This is a genomic window from Streptomyces sp. NPDC001153 (genome assembly GCF_053598315.1).
The window spans coordinates 172,498-195,207 of the sequence record NZ_JBSFJZ010000001.1; the positions used below are offsets into that span (position 1 = coordinate 172,498).

21 protein-coding genes are annotated in these 22,710 nt (G+C 73.8%); 13 read left to right on the plus strand and 8 right to left on the minus strand.

Translation table 11 applies throughout. The annotated features are described in order from the left end of the window. Positions 1–334: 334 nt before the first annotated feature. Complete coding sequence (locus tag ACWDEN_RS00760) at positions 335–1,312, plus strand: fibronectin type III domain-containing protein (RefSeq protein ID WP_450856526.1); 978 nt, start codon at positions 335–337, stop codon at positions 1,310–1,312. A 203-nt stretch (positions 1,313–1,515) separates the two neighbouring features. Further along, positions 1,516–2,109 (plus strand): hypothetical protein, encoded by a 594-nt coding sequence (locus tag ACWDEN_RS00765; RefSeq protein WP_351604001.1) that lies wholly within the window; start codon positions 1,516–1,518, stop codon positions 2,107–2,109. Between the two features lie 21 nt (positions 2,110–2,130). Here the strand turns inward: ACWDEN_RS00765 and ACWDEN_RS00770 are convergent, their stop codons facing one another. Together ACWDEN_RS00770 and ACWDEN_RS00775 are read right to left on the minus strand one after the other, a co-directional pair. After that, positions 2,131–2,676, minus strand: a complete 546-nt coding sequence (locus ACWDEN_RS00770; RefSeq protein ID WP_351604003.1) for a PadR family transcriptional regulator — start codon at positions 2,674–2,676, stop codon at positions 2,131–2,133. A 34-nt stretch (positions 2,677–2,710) separates the two neighbouring features. Beyond that, on the minus strand, positions 2,711–4,726 hold the full coding sequence (locus ACWDEN_RS00775) for an NADPH-dependent 2,4-dienoyl-CoA reductase (protein WP_351604005.1): 2,016 nt from the start codon (positions 4,724–4,726) through the stop codon (positions 2,711–2,713). A 162-nt stretch (positions 4,727–4,888) separates the two neighbouring features. Here ACWDEN_RS00775 and ACWDEN_RS00780 point away from each other — a divergent pair, with 162 nt between their 5' ends. Next, positions 4,889–5,302 (plus strand): tautomerase family protein, encoded by a 414-nt coding sequence (locus tag ACWDEN_RS00780; RefSeq protein ID WP_450856529.1) that lies wholly within the window; start codon positions 4,889–4,891, stop codon positions 5,300–5,302. A 12-nt stretch (positions 5,303–5,314) separates the two neighbouring features. Here ACWDEN_RS00780 and ACWDEN_RS00785 read toward each other — a convergent pair whose 3' ends face one another. Beyond that, positions 5,315–5,686, minus strand: coding sequence for a hypothetical protein (locus ACWDEN_RS00785; protein ID WP_351604009.1), 372 nt, complete (start codon positions 5,684–5,686; stop codon positions 5,315–5,317). 103 nt (positions 5,687–5,789) lie between these two features. Beyond that, the gene (locus ACWDEN_RS00790; protein WP_450856532.1) at positions 5,790–6,671 is read right to left on the minus strand and encodes a hypothetical protein; all 882 of its coding nucleotides are present in this window, start codon (positions 6,669–6,671) and stop codon (positions 5,790–5,792) included. A 324-nt stretch (positions 6,672–6,995) separates the two neighbouring features. Between ACWDEN_RS00790 and ACWDEN_RS00795 the strand changes: the two genes are divergently transcribed. After that, positions 6,996–9,074: a SpoIIE family protein phosphatase gene (locus ACWDEN_RS00795; RefSeq protein WP_450856534.1), complete on the plus strand. Its 2,079-nt coding sequence runs from the start codon at positions 6,996–6,998 to the stop codon at positions 9,072–9,074. A 12-nt stretch (positions 9,075–9,086) separates the two neighbouring features. On the opposite strand, the gene ACWDEN_RS00800 is transcribed toward ACWDEN_RS00795, so the two are convergent. Continuing rightward, a complete protein-coding gene (locus ACWDEN_RS00800; protein ID WP_450856536.1) occupies positions 9,087–9,881 on the minus strand; it encodes a putative protein N(5)-glutamine methyltransferase in 795 nt (264 codons plus the stop codon). A gap of 221 nt (positions 9,882–10,102) precedes the next feature. Here ACWDEN_RS00800 and ACWDEN_RS00805 point away from each other — a divergent pair, with 221 nt between their 5' ends. The 3 genes from ACWDEN_RS00805 to ACWDEN_RS00815 are packed head-to-tail and all read left to right on the plus strand — an operon-like array spanning position 10,103 to position 14,211. After that, complete coding sequence (locus ACWDEN_RS00805) at positions 10,103–11,689, plus strand: hypothetical protein (protein ID WP_351604017.1); 1,587 nt, start codon at positions 10,103–10,105, stop codon at positions 11,687–11,689. A 57-nt stretch (positions 11,690–11,746) separates the two neighbouring features. Beyond that, positions 11,747–12,973 carry an AAA family ATPase gene (locus ACWDEN_RS00810; protein ID WP_351604019.1) on the plus strand — a complete coding sequence of 409 codons (1,227 nt, stop codon included), beginning with the start codon at positions 11,747–11,749 and terminating at the stop codon, positions 12,971–12,973. Further along, positions 12,970–14,211 carry a vWA domain-containing protein gene (locus tag ACWDEN_RS00815; RefSeq protein WP_450856539.1) on the plus strand — a complete coding sequence of 414 codons (1,242 nt, stop codon included), beginning with the start codon at positions 12,970–12,972 and terminating at the stop codon, positions 14,209–14,211. The genes ACWDEN_RS00810 and ACWDEN_RS00815 overlap by 4 nt, the downstream gene beginning before the upstream one ends. An 87-nt stretch (positions 14,212–14,298) precedes the next feature. On the opposite strand, the gene ACWDEN_RS00820 is transcribed toward ACWDEN_RS00815, so the two are convergent. Continuing rightward, positions 14,299–15,399, minus strand: a complete 1,101-nt coding sequence (locus ACWDEN_RS00820; protein ID WP_450856541.1) for a hypothetical protein — start codon at positions 15,397–15,399, stop codon at positions 14,299–14,301. Positions 15,400–15,525: 126 nt separating this feature from the next. On the opposite strand from ACWDEN_RS00820, the gene ACWDEN_RS00825 reads away from it, so the two are divergent. Next, on the plus strand, positions 15,526–15,924 hold the full coding sequence (locus tag ACWDEN_RS00825; RefSeq protein WP_351604177.1) for a MarR family winged helix-turn-helix transcriptional regulator: 399 nt from the start codon (positions 15,526–15,528) through the stop codon (positions 15,922–15,924). Positions 15,925–15,946: 22 nt separating this feature from the next. Here the strand turns inward: ACWDEN_RS00825 and ACWDEN_RS00830 are convergent, their stop codons facing one another. Together ACWDEN_RS00830 and ACWDEN_RS00835 are read right to left on the minus strand one after the other, a co-directional pair. Next, entirely contained in the window at positions 15,947–16,699 is a 753-nt protein-coding gene (locus tag ACWDEN_RS00830) for a GNAT family N-acetyltransferase (protein WP_450856698.1), read from the minus strand. A gap of 5 nt (positions 16,700–16,704) precedes the next feature. Continuing rightward, positions 16,705–17,628 (minus strand): quinone oxidoreductase family protein, encoded by a 924-nt coding sequence (locus tag ACWDEN_RS00835; RefSeq protein WP_450856543.1) that lies wholly within the window; start codon positions 17,626–17,628, stop codon positions 16,705–16,707. A 178-nt stretch (positions 17,629–17,806) separates the two neighbouring features. On the opposite strand from ACWDEN_RS00835, the gene ACWDEN_RS00840 reads away from it, so the two are divergent. The 5 genes from ACWDEN_RS00840 (at position 17,807) to ACWDEN_RS00860 (ending at position 22,676) form a co-directional block, all read left to right on the plus strand. Further along, the gene (locus ACWDEN_RS00840) at positions 17,807–18,412 is read left to right on the plus strand and encodes a sulfite oxidase-like oxidoreductase (protein WP_351604026.1); all 606 of its coding nucleotides are present in this window, start codon (positions 17,807–17,809) and stop codon (positions 18,410–18,412) included. Positions 18,413–18,794: 382 nt separating this feature from the next. Continuing rightward, positions 18,795–19,514 carry a ferredoxin reductase gene (locus tag ACWDEN_RS00845; protein WP_450856700.1) on the plus strand — a complete coding sequence of 240 codons (720 nt, stop codon included), beginning with the start codon at positions 18,795–18,797 and terminating at the stop codon, positions 19,512–19,514. 218 nt (positions 19,515–19,732) lie between these two features. Further along, positions 19,733–20,317, plus strand: a complete 585-nt coding sequence (locus ACWDEN_RS00850; RefSeq protein WP_351604028.1) for an Rv1733c family protein — start codon at positions 19,733–19,735, stop codon at positions 20,315–20,317. 105 nt (positions 20,318–20,422) lie between these two features. After that, the gene (locus ACWDEN_RS00855) at positions 20,423–21,391 is read left to right on the plus strand and encodes an acetylxylan esterase (protein ID WP_351604030.1); all 969 of its coding nucleotides are present in this window, start codon (positions 20,423–20,425) and stop codon (positions 21,389–21,391) included. 118 nt (positions 21,392–21,509) lie between these two features. Continuing rightward, positions 21,510–22,676: a serine hydrolase domain-containing protein gene (locus ACWDEN_RS00860; protein ID WP_351604032.1), complete on the plus strand. Its 1,167-nt coding sequence runs from the start codon at positions 21,510–21,512 to the stop codon at positions 22,674–22,676. The last annotated feature ends 34 nt before the right edge of the window (positions 22,677–22,710 follow it).

Below are 22,710 nucleotides of genomic sequence, written 5' to 3' on the forward strand. Positions count from 1 at the left end.
ACAACAGGGGCCGGGGATCCGGGCCCGAGCCGGTCCGGATCCCCCGGCCGCCCGCGTCGGCGCGGGATCGGCGACGACAGCGTGTCCGCGCCACAGGGCATGAACTCCCCTGTCCTCTCGGGCAGTTCAGCCGCAGGGAGCCTCAGCATACGTAACTCCCCGGCGTGGTCACCAGCGCGGGCCCCCAACGGTCACCCGCGCGGGCGCCGATCGGTCACCCACGCGGCCTCGCGCCGGTCACTCGCGCGGCCCTCTTGCCGAGCCGTACCCGCCGCGCCATATTGGTCCGGACCTTTGCGTGATACCCATCCGCCGTCCCGGGGGAGGCAGAGCCGTGCGACGCGCTCCATGGCCGCTCGTGTCGCTCTGCGGGGCCCTGCTGCTGGTCACGTCCTGCGGCTGGAGCCAGGCCGACGAAGGCGACGAAGGCCGGGCACCCGGCGCTCCGACCGGGGTCACCGCACAGGCGGGCAGTGCCACCAGCGTGCACGTGATGTGGAGCGCGGTGCCGGACACCCCCGGTGTCCGCACCTACGAGGTGTATCGCGGCACCACAAAGGTGGAGGACGTGCCGGGTTCACAGCACATGGTGGACGTCACCAGGCTCAGGCCGTCCACCGTGTATGTCTTCACCGTGCGGGCCCGGGACACCGACGGGCGGCTCGGGCCGCCGAGCCGTGCGGTGCGGGCGCGGACACCGGCCGGGGCGCCGGCGGACCGCTCGGCGCCCACCCGGCCGTCGCATCCCGCCGGGCGGGTGCTCGGCGCCCGGGAGGTCCAGCTGTCCTGGGGCGCGTCCCGGGACGACCGGGGCGTGGCGTCGTACGACGTGTACCAGGGCGGGGCGAAGATCCACAGCGTGGGCGGGAACCAGACCGCGACCGTGGTCACCGGACTGCGCCCCGGCACCGGTTACGTCTTCACCGTGCGGTCCCGCGACGCCGCCGACAACCTCTCCCCCGCGAGCGCCCCGGTCCGCCTCACGACCCCGGGCACCGACGACGGCCGGAACACCGCGCCCACCGGTTTCACCGCGAAGACCCACCGGGCCGGCGGGGCGTACTACATCGACCTGTCCTGGGACCCGCCGCGCCTGGACGGGGTGATCACCGAGTACCAGATCCGGCTCGACGGCACCGCGGCGACGTCGCTGGTGTGGGGCGGCACACCACCGACCGGCCGGTCGCGCTACAGCTTCTACGTCGGCCGGTCCGCCGGCGAGGAACACCGGGTGCGGCTCCGGGCACGGCTGCCGGACGGCACGTGGGGCGGCTGGTCGCCGGAGCGAACGGTGACCACGGCAGCCCCGTAGAGGGCGCGGGACCGGGTCGGCAGACGGCTCCGCCATGAGGGCACCGCCCTGCGCCGGACGTGGGACACGGTCACCTGACCGGCCTCCTTCCAGGTGCGGCCGCCCCCGCGGCCACGTTGGCTGCTGCCCGGGCAGCACGGACGTTTCCCGACCCCCGGCGGCGCATGGGACGTACCGCCGACCGTGCCGCCGGAGGCCAGCCCATGCACACCTCGCGACTCCTCGTCCGCTCCGGTCTGGCCCTGGCGGCCGCCGCGGCGCTCCCCGCCGTCCTCGCCGGGCCGTCCGCCGCGGCCTCGGGCATCTCCGTCAGCACCACGGGGTCCGCCGTCTCGGTGGTCACCAGCGCGTGCTCCGAGATCAACGGCAGCTGGGGCAACGCGGCCCTGCTCACCAGCAAGCAGGCGAACTTCGCCCAGGGCCGGCAGGTGACTCTGGCGGGCACGTCCGTCAGCCAGTCCGCGGCCTGGTCGGGAGTGAGCCCAGGGACGTACACCGTGGTCGTGGTGTGCTCCAGCGGGAGCACCGCGGGCACCCAGTCGGTGACCGTCTCGTCCGGCTCCGGGCCGACGATCTCCTCGACGGCCTCACCGAAGACCTCGACGGCGACCTCGTCGACCTCGTCGACCTCGTCCACGGCCTCGCCGGCGCCCTCCCGGGGTGTGCTGGGCGGCCTGGGCGGTGCGGCCCGGGACTACGGCCCGCTGACGCTGGGCATCGGCGCGGCCCTGGTGGGCACCGGGGTCATCGCCACGGGCTGGTACCTGCGCCGGCGTTCGAAGCCGTACCGGCTCTGACGCACCGTCCGCGAACCCGGCTCAGTCGCCCTCGGGCAGTTCGGCGAACTCGGCCAGCGCGTGGGTGAGCCACTGGGTCCAGAAGGTCTCCAGGTCGATGCCGGCCCGCAGCACGAGATGGCGCAGCCGGTCCTCGGGAGCGTCCCGGTCCGGCGGGAAGTCGCGCTTCTCGATCTCCCGGTACTCGGCCAACTGCCGCCGGTGCAGCTCGAGATGGCGGCGCAGGTCCGCGTCCAGGCCCGCCGTGCCGACCACCGCCGCGGCCCGCAGCCGCAGCAGGAGCGTGTCCCGCAGCGGCTTGGGGTCCTGGGCGGCGGCGGTCCAGCGACCCAGTTCGGCACGGCCCGCGGGCAGGACCTCGTAGCTCTTCTTCTGCCCGCGGGCCGGCGCTTCCGTCGGCAGGGCGCGGATGAGGCCCTCGGCCTCCAGCCTCCCCAGCTCGCGATAGATCTGCTGGTGCGTCGCGGACCAGAAGTAGCCGATCGACTTGTCGAACCGGCGGGTCAGCTCCAGTCCCGACGACGGCTTTTCCAGCAGGGCGGTGAGGATCGCGTGCGGGAGTGACATGGCCTCATCCTAGGGATCGCCCGTACGGCGCGGCCTACAGCGCCGCCGCCAGCTCCGTGCCCTGCTTGATGGCCCGCTTGGCGTCCAGTTCCGCCGCGACGTCCGCGCCGCCGATCAGGTGGACGCTGCGCCCGGCGGCGGCCAGCTCCTCGTACAGGCCGCGGCGCGGCTCCTGGCCGGTGCACAGGACCACCGTGTCGACCTCCAGCACCGTGCTCTCGTCGCCGACCGTGATGTGCAGGCCCGCGTCGTCGATCCGGTCGTAGCGGACGCCCGGGACCATGGTCACGCCGCGGTGCTTGAGCTCGGTGCGGTGGATCCAGCCGGTGGTCTTGCCGAGCCCGGCGCCGACCTTGGTGGTCTTGCGCTGGAGCAGGTGCACCTGGCGGGGCGGGGTGGGCCGCTGTGGCGCGGCGAGGCCGCCCGGCGTCCGGTAGTCCATGTCGACGCCCCAGGCGCGGAAGTAGGTCTCCGGGTCCTCGCTCGCCTTGTCCCCGCCGTCGGTGAGGTACTCGGCGACGTCGAAGCCGATGCCGCCGGCGCCGAGGACGGCGACCCGGTCGCCGACGGTCGCGCCGCCCTGGAGCACGTCGAGGTAGCCGACGACGCGGGGGTGGTCGACGCCGGGGATGTCAGGGATGCGCGGGGTGACACCGGTGGCGACCACGACCTCGTCGTAACCGTCCAGGTCGGCGGCGGTGACCCAGGTGTCCAGGCGCACCTCGACGTCGTGCGCGTCGAGCTGGTGGCGGAAGTAGCGCAGCGTCTCGTCGAACTCCTGCTTGCCGGGGACCCTGCGGGCCACGTTGAGCTGGCCGCCGACCTCACTCGCCGCGTCGAACAGGGTGACGGCGTGGCCGCGTTCGGCGGCGGAGATCGCGCAGGCGAGTCCGGCCGGACCCGCGCCCACGACCGCGACGCGCTTCTTCAGCCGGGTCGGGGAGAGCACCAGCTCGGTCTCGTGGCAGGCGCGCGGGTTGACCAGGCAGGAGGTGATCTTTCCGCTGAAGGTGTGGTCGAGGCAGGCCTGGTTGCAGCCGATGCAGGTGTTGATGGCCTCGGGCGTCCCGGCGGCGGCCTTGGCGACGAAGTCGGGATCGGCCAGCATCGGGCGGGCCATCGACACCATGTCGGCGTAGCCGCCCGCCAGCAACTCCTCGGCCATTTCGGGGGTGTTGATGCGGTTGGTGGTCACCAGCGGCACGGACACCTCGCCCATGAGCTTCTTCGTGACCCAGGTGTAGGCGCCGCGGGGGACGGAGGTGGCGATGGTGGGGATGCGGGCCTCGTGCCAGCCGATGCCGGTGTTGATGATCGTCGCCCCGGCGGCCTCGACCGCTCTGCCGAGAGCGATCACCTCGTCCAGGGAGGAGCCGCCCGGGACCAGGTCCAGCATGGAGAGGCGGTAGATGACGATGAAGTCCTCGCCGACGGCCTCGCGCACCCGCTTGACGATCTCGACGGGGAAACGCGTCCGGTTCTCGTAGGAGCCGCCCCAGCGGTCGGTGCGCCGGTTGGTCTGCGCGGCGATGAACTCGTTGATGAGGTAGCCCTCGGAGCCCATGATCTCCACGCCGTCGTAGCCGGCCTGCCGGGCGAGGCGGGCCGCGCGGGCGTAGTCGTCGATCGTCCGCTCGATGTCCGCGTCGGTCAGCTCGCGCGGCACGAAGGGGCTGATGGGCGCCTGGAGCGGGCTGGGGGCGACGAGGTCCTGGTGGTAGGCGTACCGCCCGAAGTGCAGGATCTGCATCGCGATCCGGCCGCCCTCGCGGTGCACGGCCTCAGTGATGACCTTGTGCTGCTCGGCCTCCGCCTCGGTGGTGAGCTTCGCGCCGCCCTCGTACGGCCGGCCCTCCTCGTTGGGCGCGATGCCGCCGGTGACGATGAGGCCCACGCCGCCGCGGGCGCGGGCCGCGTAGAACGCCGCCATGCGCTCGAAGCCGCGCTCGGCCTCCTCCAGACCGACGTGCATGGAGCCCATGAGCACGCGGTTGGGCAGGGTGGTGAAGCCCAGGTCGAGCGGGGTCATCAGATGCGGGTAACGGCTCATCGGGCCCTCCGTGCGCGGTGTCGTCGCCTCTTGTTGTAGAGGAAGCCAGAGCCTTTATGCAACTAGTTGCACAACTGGCGGGGGTGACACCGGCCACTCTGTACCTACTAGTATGTACATTCAGGAGGAACGAACCGACGCCCCCCGAGAGGACGTACCACCATGCCCTTCGTCCGCATAGACACGCTCGGCACCGACCCCGCCCGCCTCGACGCGCTCGGCCAGGCCGTCCAGGACGCCCTGGTGCAGACGCTCGGCGTCCCGCCCGACGACCGCTTCCAGGTACTGACCGGCCACGACGGCACCACCAGCACCCTGCACTACGACGACCACCTGGGCCTGCGCAAGGACGACTCGGTGGTCTTCGTGGCCATCACCATGCGCTCGGGGCGCTCCCCGGAACTGAAGCGCGGGCTCTACCGGCGGATCGCCGAGCTGGTGCACGAGCGCACCGGCACCCCGCCGCGCGATGTCGTCGTCACCGTCACCGAGAACGCGCCCGTCGACTGGTCCTTCGGCGAGGGCGAGGCGCAGTACGCCCCGGCCGACGCGGAGCCGGCCGGGGCGTTGCCGTAGTGCGCGGGAGGGTCAGCGGCTGCGCAGGCGCAGATGCAGGTCCCTCTCCTGGTCGCCGGAGGCCGTGCAGGTCTCCTCGACGGTGAACATCGAGTCCAGGGTGTGCCGGAACCGGTCCACCGCCCAGTAGCCGCCCTGGACGTCCGCCTGGACGGACGCGTCGAGGTGGACCGGCGGGCAGCCCGGCCCCCGGGCGTCCGCGACGTCGTACGTGCCGAGCCACACCATCGGCCGGACCTCGTGGAGCTGCTGAGGGATCTCGTCCGCGCCCCGGTCGGAGGCGAAGCAGGAGCCCAGCGCGTCGAAGACGAGGCGGGCGTCCTCCTTGGAACCGCTGATCTCCACCGTGACGGTTTCCGGGTGCGACCGCTCCGTATGTGCCATTGATCGCTCCTTTCGTGCCGCGCCGCGGTGGAAGGGAGTACCCCGTCGAACGCGTCCATCCCCAGGAAAGCACCACCGGCCGCCCGGCACACCCCAGGCGCGGTCAGCCGCGGGAGAACTTGTACGTCTTGCTGTCCGTCAGGATGCAGAAGCCCGGAGACATCACGATCACGCGCAGGATGCCGGTGCGGCGGTCGTAGTCGATGCCCTCGACCTCGAACGTTCCGGAGCAGGCACTGCGCAGCGGCAGCTGGCGCAGGGCGGTGACATGGCCGCTGACGTCTCCCGAGCCGCTGGGCGGGGCCGACAGGTCGATCTGGAGCAGCGGCTTGGTCATGCCGAAGAGGCTGCCGTCGGGGTCGTCGGAGGAGCACAGCAGGGTGGTGGGGCCGGAGAAGTCGCAGCCCTGGACGTCACGGACGGCGTGGTCCAGGTTGACGTTCGAGACCTGCGGCAGGTTCGCCGAGGGCGAGGTGGAGGGGTTGACGCCGGGGGTCGGGAAGACCAGCAGGCGGTTCATGGTCCCCCACTCGCCCGAGAGCATCCACTGGCCGTCGGGCGAGATCGCGTCCCAGGAGTTGTTCAGGGCCTCGCCGGGGCTCAGCGTGTGGACGTACTCCGACCAGGTGCCGTCGGGCGCCTGCACGCGGTACATCTTCGAGTTGCCGGAGTCCTGCTGGTAGGGCTCGATGTAGTAGCCGTTGTACGAGGCGTCGGGGTCGCCGACGTGGTTCCAGCCCCGGCTGGAGACGCTGAGGGGAATGGTGCCGATACCGGTGTACCGGTTGGGGCTGTTCGCGGGGACCTCGACGGAGGTCAGTCCCTGGCTCTCGTCCAGCGGCCGGGCGCGGTCGGAGCCGGTCTCGGTCCAGGTGTCGGCCGCGGAGGCGGACACGGGCGCGGTGAGGGACACGACGGCGGCGGTGGCGAGGGTGACGAGTCCGGTGAGAACTGCGTGACAACGTTGCCGGGCGGACGCGGGCATGGCCGACTCCTCGGACGGGATGGGGGCACAAGGCGGGCGGGCGGGAACACTCGGTCGGCGGACAGTCTGGCGTGGCGCGTTAGTCATGTACAGGCCAATGCAGCAACATGAGCGTGAACTCTCCCGGTCCGCCCAGGGGACGTGCAGGATGTCCGGGCAAGCGGTCGGGTCCCGGCGTGACGGCTTCGGCGGACGTGCACCGCTGTGGTGAGAGATGGTGGTGGTAACCGGCGACGACGTCGGAGAGTCGGGTGTGAACGCGGTGGATCAAGGGGAGTCGGCACGGGGGACGTGCCGTGCGGACGGGCGAAGGCGGTGCATGGCATGAGTGCAGCCGGGGCTCCGGTGACGGCGGGTGGCGAGCCCGTGCGCGGGCCCGTGCGGCCGGGCGGCCTGCTCGACGTGCTGGGCGTGGCGTCGGTGGTGCTGGACACCACCGGCCGGATCGTGCTGTGGAGCCCGCAGGCGGAGGAGCTGTTCGGATACGGCGCGCAGGAGGCCCTCGGCCAGTACGCCGCCCGGCTCATGGTCGACGAGCGGCACTTCGAGCTGGTCGGCAAGCTCTTCGCCGATGTGATGCGCACCGGGCAGAGCTGGGCCGGCGGCTTCCCGATCCGGCACAAGGACGGCAGCACCCGTCTGGTGGAGTTCCGCAACATGCGGCTGTTGGACGACCGCGGTGACGTGTACGCGCTCGGGCTCTGCGCCGACCAGTCGACCGTACGGCGGCTGGAGCAGGACGTGGCGCTGTCCGAGCGGATGGTGAAGCAGTCGCCGATCGGCTACGCCGTCCTGGACACCCAGCTGCGGTACGTCTCGGTCAACCCCGCCCTGGAGAAGATCAACGGGGTGCCGGCCGGTGAGACCGTGGGGCACACCATGCGCGAGGTGCTGCCCATGCTGGACTCCGCGCCCGTGGAGGCCGACGCCCGGCGGGTGCTGGAGACCGGCGAGCCCGTGATCGACAACACGCTGGTCGGCCGCACCCCCGCCGACCCGGACCAGGACCACACCTGGGCGCACTCGATGTACCGGCTCGAGGACGCCATGGGCAACGTGCTCGGTGTGGCGATCTCGGTGGCCGACATCACCGAGCAGCACCGGGCCTCCCTGGAGGCGGAGGCCGCCCGGCGCCGGCTCGCGGTCATCGCCGACGCCTCCGCCCGGATCGGTACGACGCTCGACCTGGACCGCACCGCCTGCGAGCTGGCCGAGGTCGCCGTACCGGAACTCGCCGACGTGGCCGCCGTGGACCTGCTGGACTCGGTGGTGGACGGCCGGCCCAGCACGCTCGGCCCGTCGGAGTCCGCGGTGATCCGGGCCCTCGCGGTGCGCCCGCAGGACGGCTCGGACGCGGTACGGGCCGCCGACCCGCCCGGCCGGATCGCGACGTACGGGCCCGACCGGCTGATCACCGAGTGCGTACGCTCGGCCGAGGCGGTGCTGGTGCGGCAGGTGAAGGACGAGGACCTGCCGCGCATCGCCCGCTCCCCCGAGGCGGCCGAGGTGCTGGGCCGGGCGGGCCTGCACTCGTATCTCGCGGTACCGCTGATCGCGCGCGGCGAGGTGCTCGGCGCCCTGGACCTCAAGCGCACCCGCAATCCGGCGCCGTTCGACGAGGACGACGTCCTGCTGGCCCGGGAGCTGGCCGCCCGCGCGGCCGTGCAGATCGACAACGCGCGCTGGTACCAGAACGCCCGCAACACCGCCCTCACCCTGCAGCGCAGTCTGCTGCCCAGCCGTCCGCCGGTGACGACCGGCCTGGAGGTGGCCTCCCGCTACCAGCCCGCCGGGGCCACCAGCGAGGTGGGCGGCGACTGGTTCGACGTCATCCCGCTGGAGGGCGGCAAGACCGCGCTCGTGGTGGGCGATGTGATGGGCAGCGGACTCAGCGCGGCCGCGACCATGGGCCGGCTGCGCACGGCGACCACCACGCTGGCCGCCCTGGGCCTCGACCCGGCGCTGCTGCTGGAGCACCTGGACAAGACGACGTCGGCCCTGGACCACTCCATCGCGACCTGCATGTACGCCGTGCACGATCCGCATCTGCGGCAGTGCCGGATCGCCAACGCCGGCCATCTGCCGCCGGCCCATCTGCGCCCGGGCCGGCCGCCGGAACTGCTCGACCTGCCGACCGGGGTGCCGCTGGGCGTGGGCGGGATCGCCTTCTCCACCGTGACCGTGGACTTCGAGCCCGGCGACGAGCTGGTGTTCTACACCGACGGGCTGGTGGAGACCCGCCGCCACTCCCTGGACGAACGCCTGGACTTCCTGCTGTCCCTGCTCGACGATCCGGCCCGCCCCCTGGAGGAGACCTGCGACTTCCTTCTGCGGACCCTGCACCACCCCGACAACCACGACGACGTCGCCCTGCTCATCGCCCGGGCGCAGGAACTGCCGTAGCGGGGAGGGGAGTCAGGGCCGTACGCCGATCACCACGTGCGCGGACAGCTCCTCCGACACCGCCAGACGGGCCGTCAGTCCCGCGTCCGCGAAGGCCCGTACGGCGGCCGGTGCCTGGCGTTCGCTGGTCTCGGTCAGCAGGCAGCCGCCCGGTGCGAGCCACTCGGGTGCCCCGGCGGCCACCCGGCGCAGCACGCCCAGGCCGTCGGCGCCGCCGTCCAGGGCGACGCGCGGTTCGTGGTCGCGGGCCTCGGCCGGGAGCAGGGGCAGTTCGTCGGTGGGGACGTACGGCACGTTGGCGGCGAGGATGCCGACACGGCCGCGCAGTGCGGCGGGCAGGGCGTCGTAGAGGTCGCCCTGGTGGGCCCGGCCGTCGAAGGGGGCGAGGTTGCGCAGGGCACAGCGTACGGCGGCCGGGTCGATGTCGGCGGCGTGCACCTCGGCCGGGTCGAGGGCGGCGGCGAGGGCCGCGCCGAGGGCGCCGGAGCCACAGCACAGGTCCACGACGACGCGCGCCCGCGGCGCCTGGGCCAGCGCCTGGTCGACCAGGAACTCGGTACGGCGTCGGGGGACGAACACTCCTGGTTCCACCGTGACGCGCACTCCGTGGAACTCGGCCCAGCCCAGGATGTGTTCGAGCGGGTGCCCGGCGGCGCGCCGTTCCACCATGGAGGCCGCCTCCCCGGGCGTGCGGGCGGTGGCGAGGATCAACTCCGCCTCGTCCTCGGCGAAGACACACCCGGCGGCGCGCAGGGCGGAGACGAGAGCGGCGGGGGAAGAGGAGGACAGGGAACCAGGAGAGGACATGGGGGCCGAAAGCCTTTCGGAGCGCGGGGATTCAGGGCGCTCTCGCGGTCACCGCTGCCGGTGCACCGTCCGCGACCGGACGCCCACACTACCCCACGGGGGACGCCGGTTCCGGGCGGGAAAAACGCCTCGCGCGGTGCCGGGCGGGCGGGTACGCTCGCCGCGATGACGACTCACGCCTCGCAGAGATTGGGGGTCCCGTCCGCGCAAGGTGAGCGCTGATGCTCCCTTCCACCGCGTACGGGGATTCCCGGCTTTCCATGTGGCTGCGCGTACGGACGTACGCCGTGCCACCGTCCATGATCGAGCTCGCCACCGGCCGCCGCGCCGCCGGGGACTGGGCCGGTGCCTGCGCCGCCGCCCGGATCGACGTCGACCTCGATCTGCGTTCCGTCGCCCGCGCCCACGGCGGGGAGATCGCGGCCCGGATCCGCGCCGACCTGCGCCGTCTCGCCCCGGACCTGCTGCGCTGGCACATGCCGAGGATCGCGCCCGACGGGCTGCTGCGCCCCGGCCTGACCCTGACGCTGGCCCGGTACGAGCGGCTCGGCCGGGCCGGACCGCTGCACCTGGTGGCCCGTACCCCACCCGCCTGGGCGGACGCCGGCCAGCGGATCAGCCTCGCCCTGTTCGATCCGGCCGACGCGCCCGCCGGCCGCCATCCCCATCCTCGCCCCCACCGCCGCTACCGGCTCGATCTGCACCGGCACCTGTGGGACGCGAGCAGGGCCGGCGAGCTCCACGACCGGTCGGGCGCCGGCGGTCCCGCGCCGCCGGAGCACGATCCGCTGGGTCTCGTCCCGCCGGGACATGGCTGTGCCGTCGGCCGGTGGGCGGCCGAGGCGGGCATCCTGCTGCGCGCCGACGGACACACCGGCTCAGCCTTCGCCGTACGGCTCGGGGGCGGCCGCCGGTTGCTCCTGGCGGTGGCGGCGAACGGGGGCGGCACGCCGGAGCCGATCGAGAACCGGTGCGGAGCCCACCCGCCTGACGGGACCCCGGCCCCGGCCAGGACGCGGCACCATGGCCGACCGCACCACGTCGCCGACGGGCGCAACGCGCCGGATCCGGCCGAATACCCACGCGCGGCGCGGCCGACCGACGGGACGCCAGGCCCGGCCCGGCTCTCACACCGGGTCGCGAACCCTGATGGTGCGCCGCACCTGCGGATCGTCGACGAGTTGCCGCCGGGCGGTCTCTCCGCCGTACCGGTGCTGCCCGAGGCGGCGACCTGGGTGGCGCCGGATCTGGAGTTGCTGCGTGCCGGACTGATCGGCGCGGACCGGCTGCATCCGCTGGTCGCCGCCGCGCTGCTGCCCGGCCCCAGGGCGCCCGGTACGCTCCGCGACCCGGATCCGGTGGAGCGGGCGCGTCAGGTGGAGTGCCGGGGAGCCACGCACCGGATCGGCCTGGTCGACGGTGTCCTGGTACCGCTGGACCACGATCCGGACGAGATCCGGCGCGAGGAGCTGCTGGCCGGGCTCGGCGGACCACCACTGCCCTGTCTGCGGGTCATCGACGAGGCGCACCGGCGTCCCGACTGCCTGGCCGGTGTGCGGGAACGGCTGGACCACGGTGACACCGAAGGCGCCCTGGCCGTGGTCGAAGGGCTGCTGGGCCCCGGCGCGGTGCTGCGCGAGGGGCCGCTGCGGGACGAGCTCACGGCGGCCGCCGAACGGCGCATCGCCTACGGGCTGTACCGGGCCGGTCTGACCGGCCCCGGCGGCACCTCCAGCGGCCCGAGCCGCCGCACTCTCCGAGGCCGCCGCCCCACCCGACGGCAGTCCCGCCCCGTCACTTTCTTCTGAACCACCCTCTGAACTTCCTTTCTCTTCCGCTCACTTCACACCCACAGGTGATCCCACGTGACTGCTGCCACCGCTCCTGCCTCCCTCGTCCCCCAACTCGACGTCGCCGACGCCCTGTTGGACCTGCTCCGCGACACGACCACCGAACCCCGCTCCGACGTCCGGCTGGAGGCGCTGACCCTGGCCGTGGCCGCCGACCTTCCGGTGCTGCTGTGGGGCGAGCCGGGCATCGGCAAGACGGCGGCGCTGACCCAGCTCGCCGGTGCCCTGGACCTGCCGTTGACCACCGTGATCGCGAGCGTCCACGAACCGTCCGACTTCTCCGGCCTGCCCGTCCTGGGAGACGATCCGGCGGTGCAGGGCGTCCCGATGGCCCCGCCGGACTGGGCGGTGCGGCTCGTGCGGGCCGGGCGGGGCCTGCTGTTCCTGGACGAGCTGTCCACCGCTCCCCCGGCGGTACAGGCGGCCCTGCTGCGGCTGGTGCTGGAGCGGCGGATCGGCGCGCTGCGCCTGCCGCCCGGGGTGCGGATCGTGGCCGCCGCCAACCCGCGCTCCTCGGCGGCCGACGGCTGGGAGCTGAGCCCGCCGCTGGCCAACCGGTTCGTGCATCTGCAGTGGGCCCACGACCACGACGTGGTCGTACGGGGCCTCGGCGGGACCTGGCCGCATGCGACTTTGCCCCGGCTCGATGCGGGGCGGCTGCCCGAGGCCGTGGCCTTCGCCCGGCGCGCGGTGTGCGAGTTCCTCGTCGCGCGGCCGGGGCTGGTGCACCGGCTGCCGAGCGGGGAGAGCCGGCGGGGCGGGGCGTGGCCGTCACCCCGGAGCTGGGAGGCGACCCTGCGGCTGATCGCGTTCGCGACCGCCGCGGGATCGGCGCGGGACGTGCTGTCGCTGCTGGTCCGGGGCACCGTGGGGGACGGTCCCGGGCTCGAGCTGCTGGCGAGCCTGGACCGGATGGACCTGCCCGACCCCGAGACGCTGCTCGCCGACCCGGCGGGTGCCGAACTGCCCGAGCGCGGGGATCTGCGGCAGGCCGTGCTCGACGGGGTGGTGGCCGCGGTCCGGGGGCGCCCGGAGCGGGCGCGCTGGGACGCGGCCTGGGCGGTGCTGGTGCGGGCGATGGAGACCGGGGCGCCGGACGTGGTGGTCGTGCCGGCGACCACGCTGGCCTCCCTGCGCCGGGACGACTGGGACGTACCGGCGGCGGTCGAGCGGCTCGCCGGGGTGGTGTCGCTGTCCCGGCGGGCCGACCAGGCCGCCCGGGTCGCCGGGGCACGCCGATGACGGCGGACCCGCCCGGCACGCTGGACCTCGGCAAGCTGTTGGCCGCGCGGCTGCACGCGGCCCGCGTCCGGCCGTACCTGGCGACGGCCCTGTTCGCGCTGCGGCCGGTGGAGTCGCGGGAGGTTCCGACCATGGGGGTGGACCGGTACTGGCGGTGCTATGTCTCCCCGGCGTTCGTGGACCGCACACCGCTGGAGGAGCTGGCGGCGGTGTGGGTGCACGAGGTGGCGCATCTGCTGCGCGACCATCACGGGCGCAGCGAGCGGTACGCCCGCGAGCACCAGCTGTCCGGGCCCGTGGAACGGCTGCGGATGAACATCGCCGCGGACTGCGAGATCAACGACGATGTGTACGGCGACGGGCTGGTGGAGCCCGAAGGCGCCGTGACACCGGGGAGGTTGGGGCTGCGGCCGGGTGAGCTCATGGAGGACTACCTGCGGCATTTCCGGCTCGGGCCGCGGCTCGAGCGGCTGGCCTGGCTGGACTGCGGCAGCGGCGCCGACGGGCTGGACAGGGCGTGGGAGCTGGGGCCGGACGGTGCGCACGGGCTGAGCGAGCAGGAGCGGGACGCGGTGCGGTTCCGGGTGGCGCAGGGCATCAAGGGCAGCCCGGGCGACGCACCGCAAAGCTGGCGGCGGTGGGCGGAGGAGGTGTTCCATCCGCCGCAGCCATGGCGTCAGTTGCTGGGCTCGGCGCTGCGGTCGGCGGTCTCCGCGCCGGGTGCGGGCGAGGACTACAGCTACGGCCGTCCGGCGCGGCGGTCGGCCGGGCTGCCCGGTGTCGTCCTGCCGAGTCTGCGGCGACGGCCGCCCCGGGTGTGCGTCGTCATCGACACCTCGGGGTCGGTCAGCGACGCCGAACTGGGCAGCGCGCTGCTGGAGGTGGCCGCGATCTGCCGGGCCCTGGGCGGCCGGCGGGACCTGGTCTCCGTGCTGTCCTGCGATGCCGCGGCCCGGACCGTGCAGCCGCTGTGCCGGACGGAGGGCATCGAGCTGGTGGGCGGCGGCGGGACGGATCTGCGCACCGGGTTCGCCCGCGCGCTGCGGACACGGCCCGACGCGGTGGTGGTCCTGACCGACGGTCAGACGCCGTGGCCGGACGAGCGGCCGTCGTGCCGGACGGTGGTGGGGCTGTTCTCCCGGGCCGGTGGGTCGTACGACGAGGACGATCCCTACTACCTGCCGGACACGCCGCCGGCGTGGGCGCGGGTGGTGACGATCGGGTCGGCGGCGGGATGACACGCCGGGCAGGGGCCCGTCCGACGACGTGCCGGCTGGGAGCCCCGCCCGTCACCGGGCGCGCTCCCTGTCCCCGACGTCATCGGGTCAGACGCCGACCGTCTCCTCGATCTCCTCCTCGGCCCTTTCCTCGGCAGTCCGCGCCGCCTCCCGCCGGGCCGGCAGCACGGCGGGCGTGGCGGTCACCTCGGTCGCGGTCGCGGCGCCGGTGTGGCCGGCCGCGTGCCGGGCCCGGCGGGGCCGCTCGTACAGGGCGGCGATCCCGGTCACGACCAGGCCCACCAGCAGCCAGATGGCGAGGGTCCACACGTTGCGCGCAAGACCGTCCTCGCCGAAGTACAGCAGGCTGCGGACGCCCTCGACGAAGCCGGCGCCGTTCCAGAAGGCGTGCAGCGTGCCGAAGAAGCCGTTCTGCAGCTCGGGCCGGAACAACCCGCCGGAGCTGGTGAAGTTCAGCATCACGAACAGCACCATCATGGTGAGCGTGGTCCACCGCTTCAGGAAGGTGTGCAGGCCGACGCCGACGAAGAGGATGCCGGCCGAGTACAGCCAGGCCAGGCCCCACACGCCCGCGAGGTCGTGGTGGGCGAGGTGGAACACCGGTCCGGCGAGCAGTGCGCCGATGCCGCTGACCACGGCGGAGACACCGAGCGCCAGCAGCGCCCGTACCCGCATCGCGAGGGCGGCGCCCGCGGCACCGAGGGCGGCGACCGAGGCGTAGGAGCCGATGCTGAGGGCGATCAGCAGGAAGAACAGGCCCTGCCCCGTGGGGTCGTCGGCGACCGGCTCGGCCACGTCGGTGACCTTCAGCGGCACGCCCTCCTTGGCCGCGACCGGCGTGAAGACCTTCTCGACCGCCGTCGCGCCCATGTCGGAGGCGGCGCTCGCCACCAGCAGCTCGGGGGCCTTGGCGCTCGGCACATAGGCGCCGGTCACCTCGCGGGACTTCAGCAGGTCGACGGCGTCGGCGCGGCTCGCGACCGTGCGGACGTCGAGCCTGTCCCCGGCGGTGTCCTTGACCGTCTGGGCGAACACCTTCGCCCGCGGGGCGCTGCCGACCACGGCGACCGGCAGGTGGTGTGGCTCCGGGGTCACGAAGGCCCCCATGTACGCGAGCCCCATGCCCAGGCACATCAGCAGCGGGGTGATCAGGTGCGTGAGCACATGGCGCAGTGCGGGTGACCTCATCGCGCGCGACCTCCAAGTAGTTGGCTTATACAACTCTCACATCAAGTTGTACTATACAACTAGAACGCCGGAGGAGGTATTCCCGTGAGCACAGCGGAGTCGGCCGTCGAGACGATCCAGCGCGAGATGACCATCTTCGCCCGCCGGGCCCGCGCCTCGGCGGGCCGTATGCATCCCGAGCTGTCCCTGGTGTCGTACACCCTCCTCGGCCATCTGGAGGAGCAGGACGGCTGCCGGGCGACGGACCTGGCCGCCCACTACGCCCTGGACAAGTCCACCGTCAGCCGCCAGGTGGCCGCGCTGGAGCGGACCGGGCTGATCGAGCGCCGCCTGGACCCGAAGGACCACCGGGTCCAGGTGCTGCATCTGACGGAGGCCGGCCGGGAGATCCTCGCCCAGGTCACCCGCAGCCGCCGGGCCGCGTTCCGCGAGCGGCTCGCCGACTGGCCGGAGGAGGACCTGGTGCGCTTCGCGGCCTACCTGGAGCGCTACAACGCGGGCCCGGGCGCGGCCGGGGCCGACTGAGCCCTCCGCGGTCCGGCGGCGCTCATGCCACCGGAACCGCGGCCCGCTCGCCGGCCGGCCGCTGCGGGGCGCGCGCCGCGAGGAAGGCCGTACGGCGGCGCAGCCGGAAGCCCAGCGACTCGTACAGCCGGATCGCGCCCGTGTTCCGCGCGCTCGTGTGCAGGAACGGCGTCTCGCCGCGCTCACGGATGCCGTGCGCGACCGCGAGGATCAGCCGGGTGGCGAGGCCCTCGCCGCGGAAGGCGGGGTCGGTGCACACCGCGCTGATCTCGGTCCAGCCCGGCGGGTGCAGCCGCTCCCCCGCCATGGCGACCAGCGCGCCGCCGCGGCGGATGCCGAGGTAGGTGCCGAGCTCGACGGTGCGCGGCAGGAACGGCCCCGGCCGGGTCCGCGCCACGAGGTCGAGCATCTCGGGTACGTCCGCCGGGCCGAGGCGGACCGCCTCCGCGTCCGGCGCGGCGGCGAGACCGGCGTCCACGAGTTGCACGCCGTCGACCCAGAAGGTGACCTCCCAGTCGTCCGGCACCTCGCTGTGATAGCCCGACAGCGGGATCTCCGCGCCGGGGCCGGCCAGCGCGGCCAGGTCCGCCCAGTCCCTCGCGTCCGGTTCGCCGGGCAGTGCCAGCCAGGGAGAGACGTCGACCGGGTAGCGCAGCACGCGGCCGCGCCGCTCGGCGAAGTGGGCGTGCGGACCGGTCAGGGAGGCGAGGGCGGGGTTGTCGAGGACGTGCGGGGCGCCGGCGGCGGGCCCGTCACCGACACCCGCTCCGGCTATGAGACTCACGCGCCCACCTCGATCACGATCTTGCCGAGGGCGTGCCCGTCCTCCACGGTGCGCAGCGCCCGGCCGGCCTGCTCCAGTGGGAAGGTGCGGGTGATGTGCGGCTTCAGGGCGCCGCGTACGGCGAGGTCGGCCACCGCCTCGAGGACGGCGGCGGTGCGGACCCGCTGGACGGGGGCGCCGCCGAGCGCGGTCACGGCCTCCTTCGGCGAACCCGCGGTGACCAGCTTGCCGCGGTCCTTCAGCACGTCGGCGACCGCGGTGAGCACCGGGTCGCCCACCAGGTCGTACACCCCGTCGATCCCGTCCGGCGCGGCGGCCCGCACCCGCTCGGCCAGATCGGGCCCGGAGGAGACGTGCACGGCGCCCAGCGACTCCACGAATTCCCTCTTGCCCTCGCTCGCCACGCCCACGACCCGCAGTCCGAAGGAGCGGGCGATCTGTACGGCCGCGCTGCCGACGCCGCCGCCCGCGCCCGTGACGAGCAGCGTCGAGCCACCGGGCAGGGCGAGCTGGCGGACGCCGTCGTAGGCGGTGGCGGCGGCGACCGGGAGGGTGGCGGCGTCACGGAAGGACAGCGCGGCGGGCTTGTGGGCGGTCATGTCGGCGGCGAGCAGGGCGTACTCGGCGTAGGCGCCCTGGGCGGCGCTGCCGAACACCTCGTCGCCCGCGGCGAAGCCGGTGACCCCGGGGCCGGCCTCCTCGACGACACCGGCGGCCTCGCTGCCGAAGACCGCCGGAAAGACACGCTCGCTCTCGCCTGGGCGGCGGAAGCCCTGGCGCAGCTTCCAGTCGACGGGGTTGACGCCCGCCGCGCGGACCGCGACCAGGATCTCGCCGGGGCCCGGGCGGGGGCGGTCGAGGTCGGTCAGCGCCTCGGTCTCCGGTCCTCCGTGCCGCGTGTAGACGTACGCCTTGGGCATGCTCTTCCCTCGCTTCTCTCGCGCTGTCACCGGTCTACCGGTGCCGGCATCGAGCGCAAAGGAGAAGCGCCGCAGAGCTATTCCCCTGGTCCGAAAACGTTCATACGGCCGCAATCATCCGGCGTGAGGAGCGGAGACCAGGGATGGAGCACGCGGAACGACCCCGTACCGTTGAAGGATGAACGTCACGCGAGGCTTCACGGGCCGCCCCCGCGTCCACAACCCGGGGCTGCCGCCCGGACAGTACGACGCGGGCGAGGACTGGCCCGTCCTGTCCGCCGAGGTCACCCCCGACCTCACGCCGGCCGACTGGTCCTTCCGGATCGACGGCCTGGTCGAACGGCCGCACACCTGGGACTGGGACGAGGCGCACGCGCTGCCGGCATCGGCGTACGACGGCGACATCCACTGTGTGACCGGCTGGTCGAAGTTCGGCGTACGGTTCGGCGGAGTCTCCCTCGACGCGTTCTTCCATGTGGTCCGGCCCCATGTGTCCGCCACCCATGTGGTCGCCCGCTCCCACACCGGCTACACCACCAGTCTTCCGCTCGCCGACGTCACCGGCGGACGGGCCTGGATCGTCTGGGAGTACGACGGCACGCCACTGCCCGCCGAGCACGGCGGCCCGGCCCGGCTGCTGGTGCCCCACCTGTACTTCTGGAAGAGCGCCAAGTGGATCGCCGGGCTCACGCTCCTCGACCACGACGAGCCGGGCTTCTGGGAGGGCAACGGCTACCACGAACGCGGCAACCCCTGGGAGGAGCAGCGGTACTCCGGTGACTGACACAGTGACGACGAACCCGGGCCCCCACGCCGCCCACCCGGAACCGGGACCTCCGTCCGCGCCCCGGGACCCGGCCCCCGGCACCGCGAACCCGGAGCCGACGACTCCCCTCCCGGACACGGCCGCCGGCACCACGGCACCGGAAGCAGGCGCTCGGGCACCGCAGGCGTCCGCGCTCGCCGCGGCCCCGGGACCGGCCGCCGGGGCTGTACCCGGGAACCGGAACCCGAACATTCCGGCCCCGGCAGCAGCCGCTCCCCCACCGAACGAGCCCGCCCCCACCAAGGCCCCCGCCCCGGATGCGGGCACGCCCACCACGGCCCCGGACCCGGCCGTCCCCGCCGCGCCCCCCAGGGCCGGCGTTCGTGTCCCGCGTTTCGCCGTGCCCGGGCGGATCGCGGTGAGTGAGCAGGTGGCGGCGGTGTGGCAGATCGCCACCGTGGCGGAGATCAGGCGGGAGACGCCGCGCGCGGCCACGTTCCGGCTGGCGGTGCCGGGCTGGGCGGGGCATCTGCCCGGGCAGCACCTGATGCTGCGTCTGACCGCGCCGGACGGTTATGTGGCCCAGCGCCACTACTCGATCGCGTCGGCGCCGGACGACTCCGGGCACATCGAGCTGACTCTGGACCAGGTGCCGGACGGCGAGGTCTCCGGCTGGTTCCACACGGTCGCCCGCCCCGGTGACACGGTCGAGGTGCGCGGACCGCTGAGCGGTTTCTTCGCCTGGCCGGGCGACCGGCCCGCGCTGCTGGTCGGCGCCGGCTCCGGGATCGTCCCGCTGATGTCGATGGTGCGGCACCACCGCAGGCGCGGTCTCACCGTGCCGCTGCGCATGCTGGTGTCCGCGCGCAGCCCCGAGGAGCTGATCTACGCGGCCGAGCTGGGCGCGGAGACGACGCCGGTGTTCACTCGCAGTGCCCCACAGGGTGAGCCCGTGGGACGTATGGCGGCCGCACATGTGGCGCCGCTCCTGGCCGAGCGGCCTCCCGGTGGGTGGGAGGCCTATGTGTGCGGATCCAACGGGTTCGCCGAGCACGCGTCCCGGCTGCTGGTCGCGGCGGGCCAGCCGGTGGACCGGATCCGGATCGAGCGTTTCGGCTGACCGTCCGGGTCGCGCGCCGGGGCCGTACGCGCGGTCCTGGGGCGCGTGGCTCATTCCGTGCTCCAGGTGGGCTCGAAGTCGTGGCTCGCGGCGTGAGCGAGGTGCTCCGTACGGGGTACGAAACGGGTGTGGACGCTCGTGTGCGTGAGCGGCGGGGGTGACGGGCCGTCTGGACCGGCTCGTCGGCTCTCCGGCTCCGACGGTGCGAGGAGGTGGACATGCGTACCCGGGTGCGTGGCTGGCGCTGGCAGCGCAATCCGCTGCGGCGCCGCTCGGATGTCGTGGAGGCCTGGACGATGCTGATCGTGGCCGTCCTGCTCTTCGTCGTCACACCGCTGGCGGGCGCGGCCGCGGGCCTGCGCGCGCATGACACGGCCCGTGCCATCGCGGCGGCCCAGCGGGCCGAGCGCCACCGGATCCGCGCGCAGGTGATCGGCGCCCCGCCCGAGCGGCTCTCCACCGAGCAGGGCGGGCGCGCGTACGCGTACCGCGCCCAGGTCCGCTGGACCGAGCCCGGCAAGGGGACCCGTACGGCATGGGCCCGGGTGCCGGCGGGCACTCATACCGGTGACACGGTCTCGGTGTGGTTCGACGAGGGCGGCCGCAGTGTCGCGCCGCCGCCGGACGACGCGGCGGTGTGGCAGCACGCGGTGACCGTCGGCCTGGTCGCGGCGGGCGGTACGGCGGCCGTGGTGCTGCTCGGACACGCCGTGGAGCGCCGGATCGCGCTGCGCCACCGGCTGGCGGAGTGGGAACGGGAGTGGGCGCGGACGGGACCGAGGTGGACCCAGCCGCGGGCGTGAGGGCAGGTGCCCGGCCGCCGGGCGGGGGCAAACGCTTACTGGTCAGGTCTCCGGCACCCACGTACGGTGAGCTGACGCAGTCTCCCTTCGCAAAGGTGGTTGTACATGGCCTTGTTCGACCTGCCCCTGGACGAACTTCGCGAGCACCGCAGCGAGTCCACCGAGCCCGAGGACTTCGACGCCTTCTGGGCCAAGACCCTCGAGGAGGCGCGCGAGCACGAGCTGGACGCCCGCTTCGAGCCGGTGGACACCGGGCTGTCGACGGTCCAGGTGTTCGACGTGACGTTCGCGGGGTTCGGCGGCCACCCGGTCAGGGGCTGGCTCCGGCTGCCGGCCGGCGCGGCCGAACCCCTGCCGCTGATCGTGGAGTTCGTCGGTTACGGCGGCGGGCGCGGGCTGCCGCACGAGAGCCTGCTGTGGGCCTCGACGGGCCGGGCGCACTTCGTGATGGACACCCGCGGTCAGGGCAGCGCCTGGGGCGCCGGGGGCGGCACGGCGGACCCGGTGGGCGCGGCCCCGGCGTACCCCGGCTTCATGACGCGGGGCATCGACGCGCCGGAGAACTACTACTACCGCCGGGTGTACACGGACGCCGTACGCGCCGTCGAGGCGGCCCGCTCGCACCCGCTGACCGACTCGGGCCGGACCGTGGCGCTCGGCGCCAGTCAGGGCGGCGGCCTCACCCTGGCCGTCGGCGGTCTGGTCCCCGACCTGGTCGCGGTGGCGCCGGACGTGCCGTTCCTGTGCGACTTCCCGCGCGCGACGACGCTGACGGACCGGCACCCCTACCGCGAGATCGGCCTGTTCCTCAAGACGCACCGGGGCCGCTCGGCGGAGGTGCTGCGCACGCTGTCCTACTTCGACGGGGCCCACTTCGCGGCCCGCGGCCGGGCCCCGGCCCTCTTCTCGGCGGCGCTGGAGGACCAGACCTGCCCGCCGTCGACCGTGTTCGCCGCGTTCAACGCATGGGCGCACGAGGACAAGGCGATCGAGGTCTACGACTTCAACGACCACGAGGGCGGCGGTCCCTTCCACGAGGCGGAGAAGCTGCGCTGGCTGCGGTCGTACGCCTGAGGCGGCGGGCGGGCGTGAGAGCGTGCCGGACACTTCCCTCCGGTCCGACCAGTCGGTACGTTCGGGGCACCCTGGTCGCGGCGTCGCGGCCCGGGTTTCCGGCGACGACGGAGGTCCCATGTCCGCGCACGAGACACAGGTCCACGGCCACTGCGACGCGCGCTTCGCGGCGGTGCGGGAGGCGTTCGGGGACAACTTCCGGGAGCGGGGCGAACTCGGCGCCGCGGTGACGGTGACCGTCGACGGCACCACCGTGGTGGACCTGTGGGGCGGCTGGGCGGACGCGGCCGGCACCCGGCCGTGGCAGCGGGACACGCTGGTGAACGTGTGGTCGACCACCAAGGGCCCGGTGGCGCTGTGCGCGCATCTGCTCGCCGACCGGGGACTGCTCGACCTCGACGCACCCGTGGCCCTGTACTGGCCGGAGTTCGCGGCGGCCGGCAAGGAGAAGGTGCTCGTACGGCATCTGCTGTCGCACCGCGCCGGGCTGTCCGGGCTGCGCGAACCGCACTCCCTGGCGGACCTGTACGACTGGGAGCTGACGACCGCGCGGCTGGCGGCGACCGAGCCGTGGTGGGAGCCGGGCACCCGCTCCGGCTATCACGCGCTGACGTACGGCCACCTGGTCGGCGAGGTCGTCCGGCGGATCTCGGGGCTGCGGCCGGGGGCCTTCCTGGAGCGGGAGGTGACCGGGCCGCTCGGGATCGACTTCACGGTCGGGCTGCCGGCGAAGGAGGCGGGCCGGGCGGCCGAGCTGGTGCGTCCGCCGACCGCCTCCCGCGGTGAACAGGCGGCGGTCTTCAGCCAGTTGGTGCCCGCCGCGCTGGCGGCGCTGGCGAATCCGTTGGTCGGCGCGGCCGAGGCGAACACGCCCGAGTGGCGGGCGGCGGAGATTCCCGCGGCGAACGGGCACGGCACCGCACGCGCGGTCGCCGCACTGTACGGCGTCTTCGCCGGGCGCGGTCGCCACGGCGAGCGGCGCCTTCTGTCGCCGGAGGCGGCGGAGCGGGTGCGCGAGGGCCAGGGAAGCTGCCGCGATCTGGTGCTGGGCGCGGGCTTCGAGCGCGAGACCGAGGCGGGGCTCGGTCTGTGGCTGAGCGGTCCGCAGGGATCGTACGGCCCGAATCCGCGGGCCTTCGGTCATGACGGGTTCGGCGGCTCGTGCGGGCTCGCCGACCCGGAGGCGGGCGTGTCACTGGGGTACGTGATGAACCGCATGGGGCCGCGCATCGCCGACGACCCACGGAAGATGGCGTTGATCGACGCCCTGTACAGCGCCCTGTGACGGCGTGATCGCGCGGGCGGGTTTCGGCCGAACC